Below are 14,735 nucleotides of genomic sequence, written 5' to 3'. Positions count from 1 at the left end.
ATTAATCACTCTTCATGACAGAAGCGGAAAAAGAACTTGAGGGGGTCCGGATGTTGGGGCTTAAACTTCCAACAGATCCTCGTTGGGTGAACTTGGCAGAGATGGACTTGGGCGAGATTCTTACTGATCATGCTTATTGCGAACAAAAAGCAGCGACCAGCTGTATTTCGCTTATTCAGGCTTATCCGGAAAGAGAGGAGCTTGTGCGCGAATTGGCACCTATTGTGACGGAAGAGTGGGGGCATTTTCGTTCTGTATTACGAGAAATGGATAAACGCCAATTGAAGTTAGGGCGCCAGCGTAAAGATGAGTACGTTAATAAGCTTTTGGCTTTTCAAAAGAAAGGAGGCTCTCGCGATGATAAGTTATTGGAAAAGCTGCTGGTTTTTGCCTTGATTGAGGCACGATCCTGCGAACGATTCCGTTTGATGAGTTTACATATTTCAGATGAGGACTTAAAGGATTTCTATCATCGCTTCATGATTTCTGAAGCAGGTCATTATCGCTTGTTTATTGATTTGGCTAGAAAGTATTTTGGTGAAGAAAGGGCTAATGCCCGCTGGCAGGAATACCTTACCAAAGAAGCTGAAATCATGGAGGAATTAGACCTTCGAGGGGACCGGATGCACTAAGAGTTAGGAACAGCACGAAAATAAATAGCGATTTCGCTTCGCGTCTACATACGTGGTTGTTTTTCATAATGGTTGAATAAACGGTTCATTTTAAGTGTTTTAACTATTTGAAAAACTTAAAAAACCTCGAAGAAGCAGCGAAGCTAAATCGCGTTTTATTTTCTGCGCAATACTTAAGGTCTTACAGATTAACAAAAACTTACTTCATAATAATTCTTTTAATGAAACAATTAATTTTTCTTTTTAGTATCCTCGCACTAGTGTCATCTTGTGGCGGCGGTGGTGGTATGAAAGGTACCAGCAATCTTGAAACAGAGATGGATAGTATCTCCTACTCCGTAGGACGCTTCTTTACCGGCCAGTTCCAAGATTTAGGAATGGATGTTAACGCAGCCGAGTTGGGCCAAGGTTTGGAAGATGTAGCAATGGACGCAGCAACCATTTCGGAAGAAGACGGCCTTGCTATGATGAATACTTTTCAGCAGACGTTGATGATGCGTCAGGGGGCTCCATTTACAGACGAAGACCCCGCTCCTTTTTCTGTAGATTCTATCTCTTATGTTATCGGTGCTGATTTTGCCCGCAACATGAAAGAGTTTGGTATTAGCCTTAGTAGTAATGCCTTCTTTCAGGGTGCTAAAGATCAACTGGATGATGCAGAAAGTATGGTAGGTGACAAGGAAGATGCATTGATGCAAAGTCTTACCGATGTCATCACTAAGCAGCAAGAAGCTGAAGCTAAAGTTGCTGCGGAAGCGTCTATTGCAGAAGGAATCGCCTTTATTGAAGAAAAAGCTGCCGAAGCTGATGTGATGAGTACGCCAACCGGGCTTCACTATAAAGTGATCAAAGAAGGTACGGGCAAAATGCCTACGGCAACAGATCGGGTATCGGTACACTACCATGGTATGCTTATCGACGGAACAGTATTTGACAGTTCTGTTAATCGTGGCGAACCTGCCGAGTTCGGTTTGAACGAAGTAATTGCTGGTTGGACCGAAGGTGTAGCACTGATGAAAGAAGGTGCTAAGTACCAGTTTTATATTCCTTATGATTTAGCTTATGGCCTACAAGGTTCTCCAGCTATCCCTGGTGGTTCTACGCTCATTTTTGACGTAGAATTACTGGAAGTTAAATAGCAGCTGGTCTGTTTTTTGATTTCAGTACCGTCCCAAATTTTACCCAATGGTAGAATTTGGGACGTTTTTTTTTGCGGAAGCTTGAGAAGCTAAACGTTAGGGAATAGCACGAAAAACAAAATCGTATTTTATTTTCTGCGCAATACTAGATCGTTTTGATAAAAAAAGACCATGAAAAAAACTAAACCTATTGCTTTTCTCTTCTTCGTTTTGTTGCTTGCACTACAAGGTAATACCCAGAATTACCATCTGGATTCCCTGACAACGATGGCAACTTCCGTTCCAGAAAGCTCTGGTTTAATTTACAAAGATGGGCGCTTGGTTACGCACAATGACTCAGGAGATCAACCTAAGCTCTACGAAATCGATACGCTAAATGGCTTTGTACAGAGAGAGGTGTTTGTCAATAACGCAAGTAATGTAGATTGGGAAGACATCACCTCAGATGCAGACCACCTCTACATTGGAGATATAGGTAACAATTATGGTAGTCGGACGAATTTGAAAATTTATAAAATAATGTGGTCCGATTTTTTTGAAAGGGATACGGTTGAAGCCCAGGAAATCACTTATAGCTATGCTGATCAGGTTGATTTTTCAAACAATCAATTTTTTACTCCTTATGATGCAGAAGCACTAGTAGCAATAGGGGATAGTTTGTTCCTTTTTACCAAAGATTGGTCAGCGGCCCGTACCAAGGTATATGCCATGCCCAAAACACCTGGTGCTTATAATTTGATAGCAGTAGATAGCTTTTTTGTGCCGGCTTTAATTACAGGTGTTGATATTGCTCCAAGTGGCAATCAATTATTGTTCTCCGCGTATTCTGGTCAAGAAGCTTTGGTTTTTACGCTGAACGATTTTACAGCGCCTCATTTTTCCGATGGAACACCAACAACATGGCCACTCCCTTTGACGGGCTCTATAAAGTCTGAAGGTATTTGTTGGCGTAATAGCCGCTTTGCCTATGTCAGCACGGAACGGGTTGGTACTCTTCCCGCAGTGCTCTATCGTTTGGATACAGATTTCTCTAGTAAGTTGGGTTTGTTGTATGAACACCCTCTGGTCAAAATATATCCTCAACCGGCCACGGATAAAATAAGGGTAGAAGCAGAGAAAGTTGAAAGCCTTCAACTATTTAGTGCAAATGGAGCATTGGTCCTCCAAACGGGAAAAACTTACCTAGAGGTAAGCCATTTACCCGAAGGCATTTATTCTCTTGTTATCTTAATTGAGAGGCAAAGTTTTGCAAAACAGGTGATTATCGCCAGATGATCGTTGAGGTTTGTTTTAACGACCGTTGAACAGCTCCTTAGAAACCTTTAGGTCCAAAGATGCCTGACCCTACTAGCAAAACCAACAAACCATCTAACCAACAACCTTCAAATATCAATCCCCCAAACACTGAAACTGCCGCTGGAAAAAATCCATTTGATGGATAGGGTATTCTTCAAAGCCACTGCTCCAGAAGACGCGTAAAAGGTCTACCTCGCTGGTTTTCAATAAGCCAATGTAGCTGCGGTCGATGGGGTAGTAGACCGAATAAGTAAGCTCTTTTTTTACAGTGTTGTATTGGCCTCTGTCCATCTTGCCTGACCTTAAGTTAAGAACATCGCCATTGAGAAGCTTGATAGTCAATACACTGTTCTGGTCAATAAAACCATAAGCTTCCTGAGCGTTAGGATAAGCAAAAGTGAAGTTGAGGGTGAGGTATCGGAAACCACCAGCACTAGAAATATAGGCTTCGCAAACAAGGTATTCTTTGTCTTGGAGATAAGGCCTTAGCCGCTCATCAGTATAACTGAACAGAAGCTCTGGTTGCAAATCACGACGATAGCGCCCAGTCTCAGCATCCTGCCCGTCGAAAGCATAGCGGCATTCCCGACGTGGAGGGCGAAGCATCAAATCTTCAAAACTACTGGCAGCAGTATTGTTAGTCAATGGAATGAGTTGAGCATAAGATTGATTACTAACACTCCGAATGCGTTGTGAATTTGCTTCTCGCAACCTGTTCTCTCGAACACGTTGATTGAAACTTTCAATAAACCCACCTTTTTTAACGAGTTGATCGTCTTGTTGTGCTGCTCGCTGACTTTCGTTGAGCTGAACTTGACTTTGTTCTAGGGTACGCCTTGCTGCAGCGATTTGCTTTTGTAAAATGCCTCTACGGGCTTCATCCCCGGATGTTGCATTGTAACTGTCCTGTAACCGTTGCAGGTTTTCCTGGGCTTGGGTTAATCGTTGCTGAGCAAGTTCGGCAGCGGTACTGGAGAGCTGAGAACGGCGTTGAGCAATTTTGTAAAGGTCTACCTCATTCACACTCACTTCTCCATCCAAGGGTTCAATGTAACCTTGGAAAACAGGATAGGTGATTAAGCCATCCTCTTCCGTCGGTTCATAGGGGTCACCGTTGAAGTATTCGATCCGCCCGTCCGGGTATACTTTTAGCTTTTCTCCTCTAAAGTTTTCACGAATGACAGCCCCCTGCCCACTACAGACAAAAGGGAAGATCAGAAAAATGATAATGACCAGAAGAAGGTGGCTTTTGGAAAACATTGACATTATTATCGCTTTTGGGGAACCGCTCTGTATTTACTCAACAAAGTTATAAAACTTCCATTGGATTCAATCCTATTGAGTCCAAACGCTTTGAGGAACAAAACCTTGCTTAATATCGCACCCATAAATAACTTATTTTTAGGCCATTTGATCAGTTTCCACACATTCGCTTAAATTTGCAGCGATAGCGTGCAGGATATTTTTTCGTTTAATTGGACTTTCAGCAAAAAAACGAAAGTCTTTTTTACCCAAAATGCCGGTCGTCGGTAGCGTATTATGCTGGATTTCAGTATAGGTTTTATGAAGGTTAGTGTTTGGGATATACTGGATATCGGTATTGTAGCCTACCTATTGTACCAACTCTACAAGCTGCTCCGTGGCAGTATCGCATTCAATATCTTTGTAGGTCTGCTCTTGTTATACATCAGTTGGTTTGTTGTAAACCAATTGAATATGGACCTACTATCCAGTATTCTGGATCAGTTTGTGAAGGTAGGTATCATTATTCTCATCATCATTTTTCAGCCCGAGGTGAGACGATTTTTGCTTTTGTTGGGCAACACCACCTTACGGCAGCGATCAAACTTTTTGGACCGTTTTCTGGATCGTAATGCCATGAGTAGTTCCGCCGAGGCACATCGTGCTGCCCAGGAGGCACTGTCTGAGGCCATTCTTAGAATGAGTAGAAGAAGAGTAGGGGCACTGATTGTTTTTTGTCAAAACTTCAACCTGCAAGGTATAGTCAGCGGCGGCGTAGAGCTGGATGCAAAAATTTCGCAGGCAATTATAGAAAGCATTTTTGCCAAAGAAAGCCCCCTTCACGATGGAGCCGTACTGATAGACAACCTGAAAATCTTGTGTGCAAGTGCGATCTTGCCTGTTAGCGAGCAAACCAATTTGCCCAAAAGCGTCGGCTTGCGGCACCGGGCTGCTGTAGGACTCACCGAACGCTCTAATGTTGTAGCCTTGGTGGTTTCGGAAGAAACCGGCGCAATCAGTTTTGCCAAAGGTGATAAACTCGAACGTAAGATCAAAGAATAGCGCTTGATGAAGATTTTACAGGAATATGTTTGAACAATAGCGACTTTTTTCGTGTAGCTAGTCGCAAAATTATATATTTGCCCTCAGCCGATTTAAAACCGAAGCAAATTTACATGCAAGCAGCACAACAATACATCAAAGATAATCAGGATCGTTTCTTAAATGAATTACTCGACTTGTTGAGAATTCCCAGCGTCAGCGCTGATCCTGCCTACAAAGAAGATGTTCAGCGTACCGCCGCCTCTGTGGCAGATCACTTGCAAAAAGCAGGTGCTGATAATGTAGAGATCATCCCCACTGCGGGCCACCCTATTGTTTACGGTGAAAAAACCATTGATGCTACGCTTCCTACAGTAATGGTTTACGGTCATTACGACGTTCAACCAGCCGATCCTATCGATTTGTGGGACAGTGGCCCCTTTGATCCTGTAGTGAAAAAGACGGAAGCGCATCCTCAAGGTGCAATTTACGCCCGTGGTTCTTGTGATGACAAAGGACAGATGTTTATGCACGTCAAAGCTTTTGAGGCAATGATGGCAACCAACTCTCTCCCTTGTAACATCAAATTTATGATTGAGGGTGAGGAAGAAGTAGGCTCTGAGCATTTAGGCCATTTCCTCGAAACACACAAGGAAAAACTTTCTTGCGATGTTATTCTGATTTCAGATACAAGTATCATTGATAACGACACGCCTAGCATTACTACCGGATTACGTGGCCTTAGCTACGTAGAGGTAGAAGTAGTAGGCCCTAATCGCGACCTGCACTCTGGTGTTTATGGTGGCGCTGTAGGTAACCCGATCAACGTTCTCTGCGAGATGATTGCAGGAATGATGGACGAGAACAAGCACATCACTATTCCCGGCTTTTATGATGATGTAGAAGTTGTTTCTACAGAAGAGCGGGTAGAAATGAATAAAGCTCCCTTTAACCTGGAGCATTACCAAAAAGATTTGGGTATTAATGCGGTACGCGGAGAAGAAGGCTACACCACGGCCGAGCGTACCAGCATTCGCCCAACGCTTGATGTAAACGGTATCTGGGGCGGCTACATTGGCGAAGGGGCCAAGACTGTACTGCCTAGCAAGGCTTTTGCAAAAATTAGTATGCGCCTGGTGCCCAATCAATCACCAGATAAGATCACCGAACTCTTTAAAGCTTATTTCGAGAGCATTGCTCCTGCTGAAGTAAAAGTAGTAGTAAGGCCGCATCACGGTGGTGAACCTGTCGTTACACCTACAGATACGCCCGAATACCTGGCTGCTCATCAAGCTATGGAAAAGACCTTTGGCAAAGCTCCTATCCCCAAGCGTGAGGGTGGAAGTATTCCAATTGTTGCCCTATTCGAGTCGGTACTTGGCGTAAAGAGTGTCCTCATGGGCTTTGGTTTGGATAGCGACGCTATCCACTCACCCAATGAGCACTATGGTCTCTTCAATTATTACAAAGGCATCGAAACGATTCCTTATTACTACCAGTATTACACGGCTTTGAAGTCGTAAGATTTATACAGCTTTATAAGGAAAAGGTCTATTGCTATCTATTAGCAGTAGACCTTTTTTGATTAGGTAACCAATCCTCCCAAGTCTTCAATAACCCTATCAGGGTTTACTCCCCAAGGATCAAAAACAGCCTGCGCGTCGCGCTGTACCCAAATGGCTTGCATACCTGCCGCTTTGGCGCCTAGTACATCAAAAGAATTCCCCGATACCAATGCACATGCAGAAATCGATGTTTGAGCCATTTCCGCAAAATATTGATACACCACAGGACTAGGCTTGAAAACCTGGGTAGCTTCCACACTTACCACACCATCAAAATAGGAGAGAAGTTGTGCTTGTTCCAGCAATGCACTCACAATGGATTTTGGCCCGTTTGAAAACGCAAAAAGCTTTTGTGCTCCGCCCGCAAGTGCTTTGATAGCCGCTAAGGCATCTGGGAAAGCGGGGAGGTCTTGGTAGCTGTCTAGCAAGATTTCGTATTCACTTTCCGTCAAACGGATCTTATGAACAGCCAGTGCATAATTCAGCGCTTCTGCCGTCACTAAAGGAAAGGGCATGTACTGTTGCATCAACCCATGTCGAAAAGAATACTCCAATTGCTTGCTCCGCCAAGTGGCACTGACCTGCTCTGCTTGATCACCGGTTATCTGTCGCAAAGATCTCAGTACACCATCGGTGTCGATGAGTGTCCCGTAAACATCAAAAGCATAGGTTTGTATAGGCATGAACCAGGAATATGTTTTGTGAAAATCGGGAATAACCCTTACACCTTTATACTTGTTAAAACCCCTACACCCTTACTTTCGCTTAGGTACCCATGCCCAGCATACTTCACAAAGTACGGGTTCCTCGCCGCTTTCATCGGTAACTTTTACTTGAATGATGACGTCTCCCTTTTCTGTAGTCATAATATGCTGCTGCTGTTCTTTATTGAGGGTGGCTTCGGCTTGCATCCGGCCCTGTGAGCGACGGACGAACTTGGTGTTCATAGACTTTAGCAGTGGGATTTTGTCATCAGGGACATTCATGCCTAGCACCATACCGGTGGCTGTTTCTGCCAATAACATCATGGCTGCGGCATGAATTTGCCCAATATGGTTGCGCACTTTGGGGCGATTTTTCATACTGACGACGACCTTGTCTCGGCTCATCAAGTCATACGATATTCCGGCGGTACCCGTAAATTTTACAATTCGCCCAACAGCAAAGGAAAGCAGCCAGCTTGGATAAACTTTGAGTTTGTTGACCGTACGTTCTAATCGATTCATCTATATTAATTTGCGCAATACTAAGTTATGAATTAAGGTAATACCTGCTCAACACTTCTTCCGCAGGTTTGCTGTATGGAGTGTAGCCTCGGCCTCTGTTTTCATTGTGGTCAAGGTCACAAGACCATTTCCACCAGAAGAAGCCTAATAGCCAATTTTGACCTTCACAAGCGGCTAGCATGGCATTGTATGACCTTGCCTGTGCTTCGTCATCAATGGCGCGGTCGCCGGCTTCCTCATGAGGCTGCTGCCAGGGGGATGTAGCACTGCGATAGCCGATTTCTGTGAGCCACACCGGGCGACCGACTCGTTTGGATATGGCTTCCATTTTCTCGACGACCCTTTCTGCTCCTTTCATCAAATCGCTGTCCGTAGCGGTAGCACCTTTATGAAGAGGGTAGTAACAATTGATACCAATGAAATCAAAGACTTCCCAAAAACTCAGTTCTTCACATTCTTCACCCCAATTGGCAGCATAGGTGAGAGAGCCATTGTAGACCTTTCGAATAGCTTGAACAAGTTTACGCCATTCATCAGGTTTTTTTAGGGTAGTGTAGCGGAGTTCGGTGCCAATGCAATAGGCATCAAAACCATACATTTCTGCCAATAATGCATAGTGTAAGGCCCATCTGCCGTAGTTGGTGAAAAAGATTTGCCAATCCCGGTCATTGTCAAAAGTAACATCTCCGGGCCAGCTTCCTCCGCCCAGCCAGACTTGAGGTTTGAGCAAAGTGAATTGGCCGAGTGATTTTGCCGAAAGGTGGGCAAACAATACCGCCTCGTCATTCTCTGAACCTGCATGCTGAGATACCGGAATAGGGTCTGGTCGGTGAGCATCAGACATATAGCTATATGGAACAACGGCAACGGCTTCAATACCAACCTGCTTCATCACCGTAAGCGACTGGCGAGCTCGGGAACTACCATAACCATTATAAATTCGATAGCCTTCGTGAGCGAGTGTAAACCCATTCAAACGTTGGTCAGGAACGGCTTGCTTGGCGACAGATCGGAGCGGATAGTTGTGCTTGATCCACTTGATCCAGTTGTTGTACATTTTGCTTTGGGGAGGCGGTGTACCTTTTCGATATTCGATCAAAAAAGCAGCCTTGCCGAGGGTTTTCAGGCGATAGTCCACCCATGCTGCCGCCGCTAGTTGACCGATAAGGGGAGCGAGACTTTGTCGGTTGTTTTCATCAAAAAGTAATTCCGCAGAAGGCATTGCGCCTGCTTCTGCCAGTGATCTAACCCAGCTGCGCCAGCTATCTCCTCTGATGTTGTCAATCCATTGAAGAGATAGTCCTTCTTCATACAATGGATAAAGCGGTTGTCCCAATGCTTCTCTTAGCCATGGGCGGTATTGTACACCCCATTCTTGCCCCTGGAAGTTATCATTGATGACCAAATGCGTAACCGTTTCATTGTCTGCAAGGTTAGCTTGCTTCATTGATTTGGTTCGGAGCGCCTTGCGTTCTACGCTGGGGTAAAGTTTAATACTTAGTGGGAGCAGAGAAGCAACGTCTGTAAATTCCTGGATAGCTAACTGTGCGGCATCCAATTCTTTGAGCCATTCCGAAGAAGGGGCTTCTGCACCGTCGTAAGCTTGGATATTAGCGCTATTCGTTACCCAGCTGTCTTCTGGGGTAGGCGGAAATTCAAAATGAATTTGTTTGTCCATTACCCAAGTACTGTCGTTGAAGTAACCTTGCTGTAGAATATGCCCGGATCGTTGTGCTTCGTAACCCCAAGCAGACCATAGAAAAGAGCGTATTCCTCGACTTAACCGTTCCTTCAGATGAGTTTGAATAATGGTGTCTTCTTTGGCCCAGATCAGGTGCATGGGTAAAGTATCTTGCCAGTAGCTGGGTAAATACGTGAGTTGCAATAAATCCTCTTGCTGGTCTAGTTTTGTTGCTCCTAATTGGGCATAAGTACTGTCAAATTGAAGAGCTGGTAAAGTGTTTAAATGTTTCCTTAACGTAAATGGAAGGTCTTTGCCAATAATCATCAAAGGATAGTTATGTAATAGACTGTCTGGCGCATTTTCGTAAGCAAATACTTTTAACTCAATTCCACGAAATGTTTTTTCATCTAACGGTCGGAGTATTTCTTCATAAGTCTGTTGCTCCTCTTTCGTTTCTGCTAGATAGACAATTAGCCATGCACCGCTATTCCAGGCTGCTCGCTGCAACTGCTGGCGATGTGGTAAAGGATCTGAATCAGGAGGGCTGGTGGCTGGCTGCAGCCAACGTTGCCCTAAGAACAAGGAGGTTACTAACGCAATAAGGCCTATTAATAGACGAAACATGGAGCTTTTTTTGATCAATGGAGGATGTTCTGATAAATATAACACCCTTTAGTTGGACTTTCGCATTTTGCAGAAAGCAGTAGGAAGATTTACAATGGATATTGAAACGGTGTAAATTAGCTACGCTGTTCCTTCGGGGGCGTCTGATCCGTTAAACCTGTGTTCTATCAAGAGAATGTTGTTCTTGACAAACGACGAGCCAATAGTCAAAAATAAGTCCCTTTTTCCAGGTAAGCTCCTGCGTGATTTGCCATCCTCTGTCATTCAAGGCCTTGCGATAATCCTCTCGGTCGTGTTGGTGAGGATGGAGCACATCGCCGGGGAGTAGCCTAAATAAGAGTTTTAGAAATTGATTACGGTGCACATCAATTCCGAGAACAAGTGTACCATCAGTCTTGGTAAGTTTGCTTATTTTATCAAGGCCCTGATCCCAATTTGCTACGTGGTTGATGGCATTAAGGCAAAAGGTAGTATCGTAGCGTTTTTCTATTGAATAAGCTTCAATACTAGAGGTGTAGAATTGAACCCAAGGGTAAGTAGCTGGCGAGAAATGTGCCAATTGCCGCTCGTATTGATCCAGAAGAGGGTCTACTGCATCTACCTGATGATCTTGCAATATCATGAAAATGCCGGCAGGGCCACAGCCAGCATCAAGCATTGTTTGCCGATTTGTAAAACTTAGATTTAGGGCAGCTAAAAGGCGCTGCCAGTAGTCTCTTTTTTGTTGGGCATAAGTAGTTACGTCTTGTTTGCGCAGGTAGTTACGCCACCAACGAATTTCTAACCACTGGGCGATTCGCCAGCGGAGCGTAGGCTTACTATTCATAAACACGAAGGTAAGTGACCACAGAGGAATAATGGAATCAAATTCCTATTATAGAAATAGGTGAATTGTTTTTTGCGCAATACTTATTCCCTATCTTTCGCGAACAATAAACGAGGACGAACAATTATGGTTTTCTCCATTGGAACGAAGGTGAGGTTGATCTATACTGGTGATGAAGGTGTAGTGGAGGAGCTATTGGAGCACGGTCTGATTGCCGTACGCCTCAACGATGGTGAAGTGATTCCTGTTGGGGCGGATGCGCTGGAACGTTCTTCAGAAGTAGCAGCTTCACGTGTGAAGGCCAAGTTTGTACCAGGAAAGAAAAAGGTAGAGTCACTTCCGTTGCAGCCCTTACCTATTGATAACCAGTATACTGTGCTTAAGCCGCAAGGCCTGCAGCTGGCTTTCGATCCCGTCTTTCGGGCCGATGGAAGCACCGATTATTACCGTATTTATCTCATCAATGATACCCAGCTTAATTTTTTGTACCAACTAGGCCTGCATTTGGATAAAAGAGGTGTTTGGAATACCCAAGGCCGACTAGGACCCCGTACGATGATCGAAGCGGGTAGCCTCCAATACAGTGAACTCAACAATAGTGCCGAAGTACATATTGAAAATTGGCGATTACTGCCCGATGGCAAAGGGACAGGTGGGAAGCTCACGCGTATCCTCAAGTTGAAGCCCACACAGTTCTTTAAAAAAATCACTACGGCTCCTTACCTTAATCGGCAGGTTTATCTGTATCAATTGTTTACACCAAAGGAGATGACCGAGAAGCAAGCGTCTCCCAAACAGTTGCCTCCTAAAGAGTCTTTAAAGGATTATACCTCGCGGGAAACGCAAAACAAATCAGGTGGTTCGCAGTGGTTTAATCTTCAGGAGATGCCCCACGAGGTATGGGAGATGGCAGCGTTTAAAAACGAAATTGATCTTCACATTCAAAGTCTCGTTGATGACCCGGCAGCAGTGCCACGTAAGCAAATACTGAGTACACAGCTCTATCATTTTGAGCGTTTCATGCAGGATGCTATCCGTATTGGTGTAGATCGCGTTTTTGTTATCCACGGGATTGGTGAAGGAAAACTACGAGAGGCAGTGGAGACACGACTGCGAGCCATGTCGGAGGTAAAGTCATTTAAGAATGAATACCATGCCCGGTACGGCTACGGCGCCACCGAGGTTCTCTTTTAGCCCTCCTTAGGGATGAGGAAATAAATAATCTACGTAAAAGACGTAGCAAATTTTTCTTTAAATAAGTCAGGTTTTTCGCAGCATAGCTGGCTACGCAAGGAAAACCTGATGATGAATAAAGGGAAATTTTGTAGGAAGGTGTGTAGATTATTTTTTGCGAACTCCCTAAACTACCGAATTATCACTTCCCTCTGTCAGTGCTTTAAATGTAGCTTCGTAATCAGGGTGGTTGGTACCCAGCCAGCGGTCCCACCAGTTGAAGTAAAGACTGTAGTTTCCTTTTGAATAATGGTGGTGCATATTGTGATGTGTAGAAGTGTTTAGCCACTTTAGCATTGGATGGTCTAGCCAGCCAGCAGGAAACAATTCGAAACCAAGATGGCCAACGACGTTCCAGGTAAGGGACCAAGTAGCAAAAGCAAAAAGTACAATAGGGTGCAGCGGCATTAAAATTACTAATACGGGAATGATCGCTATTTCAACTAGTGCTTCCAGTGGATGAAAAGCCAGGCTCGCCCAAGGTGTTGGGTTGTTGGAGCGATGGTGTACCAAGTGCAACAACTTGAATAAACGCGGGTGATGCATCAAGCGATGCATCCAGTAGAAATAAGTATCGTGGACAACGATGAGCACCAAAAAGCTGAAGACCAGATAGAGCGCCCCGTATTCAGAAGTATCCGTATATACCTGCGACCATCCTGCTAGTTTAAGTCCGTAAATCCCCAGACCTACTAGTGCAAATATAGCTGCCGAAAGTAACGAGTGACCTATTTCATGACGAACTGCGTACCAACTGGGGAGTCGCTGCTGTATTTTTCTATGGATAAACCGCCGCCGCTTCCAACTGTAAAAAATAAGGTAGCCAAACCCAGCCATAATTGCGTAACGGAAAAAGATGAAAAAAGCGCTGATTAATGCTCCTGTTAGCCAGCCAAATTGATCGATTAGGATATGCATGAGAGGGGATATTTGTAAGGTGAAAGAGGGGAGCCAGTTTTGGGATCTTACTGGCTCCCAGAGGGAAGATTAAAACAAGTCTACGGTATAGGTATTGCCGTTGAAGATGATGTTAGCCTGGCCATCACCAAGGAATACAACCGTTCCTGTTTGGGAAAAGCTGGTTGTATTGTTTATGTTACCATTCAAGGTAAATGTTGCTATGCCGCTGACGATTTGCTTCTCACCTTTGTCTATATTCAGGTCTTCTATTTCCAGCAAGACGGTTGATGTAAACGCGTGCATTTCGCGGACCTTAGATTCCTGGGTGCCATTGCGTTCATAGCTGCCATTCAAAATGTAGTTGGGCCCAATGAATAAAGATTCCATCAGCCAGTCACTACTAGCTTCGTCTTCGCTTAATAGCCGCTCTGTTTCATAGTCGCCATCCATTTCTCGCCCGTAGAAAATGCTGATAGGAACATTATTGTCATTGCAATTGAGCCCCCATGTTAGTGCGTTCTCGTAAGCACCCGTAATCCAGCTTTCGTTGATGCTAGTAATGAAGGTAGAATCCGACGTTTCACCACAGGCTATCGAGGCAGTACTGGGTTCCAGTTCCTTTTCTGCGACGTAAGCCATTTCTACTGCCTCGGCAGTAGCACCTTCGCTATCGGCGACTAAGGCAACACTAACGATGGCCAAAATTTCTTCGTCTTCAATGGTTGTTGTGTCGGGTTCTTCTTCGTTTTCGTTTTCACAAGAAAAGGAAGTGAAGCCTACAGAAAGTAAAATCATAAAAGTGAAAAGTGACATCCAAGAATTTTTCATAGTTCTGGTTTTTTGATGTTTAAAAATTCCTTTCGGTTGATGTCACAAAAGTGTAGGCACAGGGGCCGGTCTCCAAAACTGTTCAACATTTGGCATAAAAGTTTCAACCAATGGAGAAAAGCGACTTTTATTCATTTCGTTGAAGCGCTGTTACCATTCGTTGAAATGGCTTCGATCCTTACTGTAAAAAATCATTAATTTGGAGCTATGGCTAACGAACAGTACCCAAGAGGCAGCACCAGCAGGTTGCTACGACTATTACACTTGTGTGTATGGCTCTTTATATTTGCGCTCTCCTGGGCAGCCTTTATCAAAATGATGCCTCTGGGCGACAGTTTTTTTAGGGCAGTACTGAATACGGGCTTATTAGCCGTTCTTTTCTATGGTACAGGAATGACCTATAGGTATTATTACGAACGGAGAAAGTATTGGCAATTTGGGACCGGACTAGTTATTGTTTTTGCGGTGGTGACAATAATCCGCTTTTATGTCAATCGTC

General features: G+C 44.3%; 14 protein-coding genes. 7 read left to right on the top strand and 7 right to left on the bottom strand.

All coding sequences use genetic code 11. The features are described from left to right. The first annotated feature begins 14 nt into the window (after positions 1-14). The 3 genes from ACRBG0_RS10350 (at position 15) to ACRBG0_RS10340 (ending at position 3,046) form a co-directional block, all read left to right on the top strand. The gene (locus ACRBG0_RS10350) at positions 15-632 is read left to right on the top strand and encodes a tRNA-(ms[2]io[6]A)-hydroxylase (protein WP_431486823.1); all 618 of its coding nucleotides are present in this window, start codon (positions 15-17) and stop codon (positions 630-632) included. Positions 633-853: 221 nt separating this feature from the next. Further along, entirely contained in the window at positions 854-1,771 is a 918-nt protein-coding gene (locus ACRBG0_RS10345; RefSeq protein ID WP_431486822.1) for an FKBP-type peptidyl-prolyl cis-trans isomerase, read from the top strand. 171 nt (positions 1,772-1,942) lie between these two features. Next, the gene (locus ACRBG0_RS10340; protein WP_431486821.1) at positions 1,943-3,046 is read left to right on the top strand and encodes a T9SS type A sorting domain-containing protein; all 1,104 of its coding nucleotides are present in this window, start codon (positions 1,943-1,945) and stop codon (positions 3,044-3,046) included. A gap of 114 nt (positions 3,047-3,160) precedes the next feature. On the opposite strand, the gene ACRBG0_RS10335 is transcribed toward ACRBG0_RS10340, so the two are convergent. Next, positions 3,161-4,333, bottom strand: coding sequence for a hypothetical protein (locus tag ACRBG0_RS10335; protein ID WP_431486820.1), 1,173 nt, complete (start codon positions 4,331-4,333; stop codon positions 3,161-3,163). A 297-nt stretch (positions 4,334-4,630) separates the two neighbouring features. Between ACRBG0_RS10335 and cdaA the strand changes: the two genes are divergently transcribed. Continuing rightward, on the top strand, positions 4,631-5,371 hold the full coding sequence (gene cdaA / locus ACRBG0_RS10330) for a diadenylate cyclase CdaA (protein ID WP_431486819.1): 741 nt from the start codon (positions 4,631-4,633) through the stop codon (positions 5,369-5,371). 113 nt (positions 5,372-5,484) lie between these two features. After that, positions 5,485-6,873 carry a dipeptidase gene (locus ACRBG0_RS10325; RefSeq protein ID WP_431486818.1) on the top strand — a complete coding sequence of 463 codons (1,389 nt, stop codon included), beginning with the start codon at positions 5,485-5,487 and terminating at the stop codon, positions 6,871-6,873. 62 nt (positions 6,874-6,935) lie between these two features. Here the strand turns inward: ACRBG0_RS10325 and ACRBG0_RS10320 are convergent, their stop codons facing one another. The 4 genes from ACRBG0_RS10320 to ACRBG0_RS10305 form a co-directional block, all read right to left on the bottom strand. Further along, positions 6,936-7,598, bottom strand: coding sequence for a haloacid dehalogenase type II (locus tag ACRBG0_RS10320; protein ID WP_431486817.1), 663 nt, complete (start codon positions 7,596-7,598; stop codon positions 6,936-6,938). Between the two features lie 72 nt (positions 7,599-7,670). Beyond that, positions 7,671-8,141 carry a DUF4442 domain-containing protein gene (locus ACRBG0_RS10315; protein WP_431486816.1) on the bottom strand — a complete coding sequence of 157 codons (471 nt, stop codon included), beginning with the start codon at positions 8,139-8,141 and terminating at the stop codon, positions 7,671-7,673. A 25-nt stretch (positions 8,142-8,166) separates the two neighbouring features. After that, positions 8,167-10,449: a glycoside hydrolase family 113 gene (locus ACRBG0_RS10310; protein ID WP_431486815.1), complete on the bottom strand. Its 2,283-nt coding sequence runs from the start codon at positions 10,447-10,449 to the stop codon at positions 8,167-8,169. Between the two features lie 151 nt (positions 10,450-10,600). Further along, positions 10,601-11,275, bottom strand: a complete 675-nt coding sequence (locus ACRBG0_RS10305) for a class I SAM-dependent methyltransferase (protein ID WP_431486814.1) — start codon at positions 11,273-11,275, stop codon at positions 10,601-10,603. A 126-nt stretch (positions 11,276-11,401) separates the two neighbouring features. On the opposite strand from ACRBG0_RS10305, the gene ACRBG0_RS10300 reads away from it, so the two are divergent. Then, entirely contained in the window at positions 11,402-12,469 is a 1,068-nt protein-coding gene (locus ACRBG0_RS10300) for a Smr/MutS family protein (protein ID WP_431486813.1), read from the top strand. Positions 12,470-12,634: 165 nt separating this feature from the next. Here the strand turns inward: ACRBG0_RS10300 and ACRBG0_RS10295 are convergent, their stop codons facing one another. Next, positions 12,635-13,426: a sterol desaturase family protein gene (locus tag ACRBG0_RS10295; protein ID WP_431486812.1), complete on the bottom strand. Its 792-nt coding sequence runs from the start codon at positions 13,424-13,426 to the stop codon at positions 12,635-12,637. 69 nt (positions 13,427-13,495) lie between these two features. Next, positions 13,496-14,236: a hypothetical protein gene (locus ACRBG0_RS10290; protein ID WP_431486811.1), complete on the bottom strand. Its 741-nt coding sequence runs from the start codon at positions 14,234-14,236 to the stop codon at positions 13,496-13,498. Between the two features lie 207 nt (positions 14,237-14,443). On the opposite strand from ACRBG0_RS10290, the gene ACRBG0_RS10285 reads away from it, so the two are divergent. Continuing rightward, positions 14,444-14,735 (top strand): hypothetical protein (locus ACRBG0_RS10285; protein ID WP_431486810.1); only part of this gene is annotated, 292 nt, incomplete at its 3' end.

The organism is Lewinella sp., from assembly GCF_050633125.1.
In the GTDB taxonomy this organism is placed as follows: Bacteria; Bacteroidota; Bacteroidia; order Chitinophagales; family Saprospiraceae; genus Lewinella.
This window is presented reverse-complemented; position numbering and strand designations above follow the sequence as displayed.

Bases quoted from the DNA above. Each gene is read 5' to 3' on its own strand.
- ACRBG0_RS10350 (WP_431486823.1), top strand. From the start codon at position 15: ATGACAGAAGCGGAAAAAGAACTTGAGGGGGTCCGGATGTTGGGGCTT.
- ACRBG0_RS10345 (WP_431486822.1), top strand. From the start codon at position 854: ATGAAACAATTAATTTTTCTTTTTAGTATCCTCGCACTAGTGTCATCT.
- ACRBG0_RS10340 (WP_431486821.1), top strand. From the start codon at position 1,943: ATGAAAAAAACTAAACCTATTGCTTTTCTCTTCTTCGTTTTGTTGCTT.
- ACRBG0_RS10335 (WP_431486820.1), bottom strand. From the start codon at position 4,333: ATGTCAATGTTTTCCAAAAGCCACCTTCTTCTGGTCATTATCATTTTT.
- cdaA (WP_431486819.1), top strand. From the start codon at position 4,631: ATGAAGGTTAGTGTTTGGGATATACTGGATATCGGTATTGTAGCCTAC.
- ACRBG0_RS10325 (WP_431486818.1), top strand. From the start codon at position 5,485: ATGCAAGCAGCACAACAATACATCAAAGATAATCAGGATCGTTTCTTA.
- ACRBG0_RS10320 (WP_431486817.1), bottom strand. From the start codon at position 7,598: ATGCCTATACAAACCTATGCTTTTGATGTTTACGGGACACTCATCGAC.
- ACRBG0_RS10315 (WP_431486816.1), bottom strand. From the start codon at position 8,141: ATGAATCGATTAGAACGTACGGTCAACAAACTCAAAGTTTATCCAAGC.
- ACRBG0_RS10310 (WP_431486815.1), bottom strand. From the start codon at position 10,449: ATGTTTCGTCTATTAATAGGCCTTATTGCGTTAGTAACCTCCTTGTTC.
- ACRBG0_RS10305 (WP_431486814.1), bottom strand. From the start codon at position 11,275: ATGAATAGTAAGCCTACGCTCCGCTGGCGAATCGCCCAGTGGTTAGAA.
- ACRBG0_RS10300 (WP_431486813.1), top strand. From the start codon at position 11,402: ATGGTTTTCTCCATTGGAACGAAGGTGAGGTTGATCTATACTGGTGAT.
- ACRBG0_RS10295 (WP_431486812.1), bottom strand. From the start codon at position 13,426: ATGCATATCCTAATCGATCAATTTGGCTGGCTAACAGGAGCATTAATC.
- ACRBG0_RS10290 (WP_431486811.1), bottom strand. From the start codon at position 14,236: ATGAAAAATTCTTGGATGTCACTTTTCACTTTTATGATTTTACTTTCT.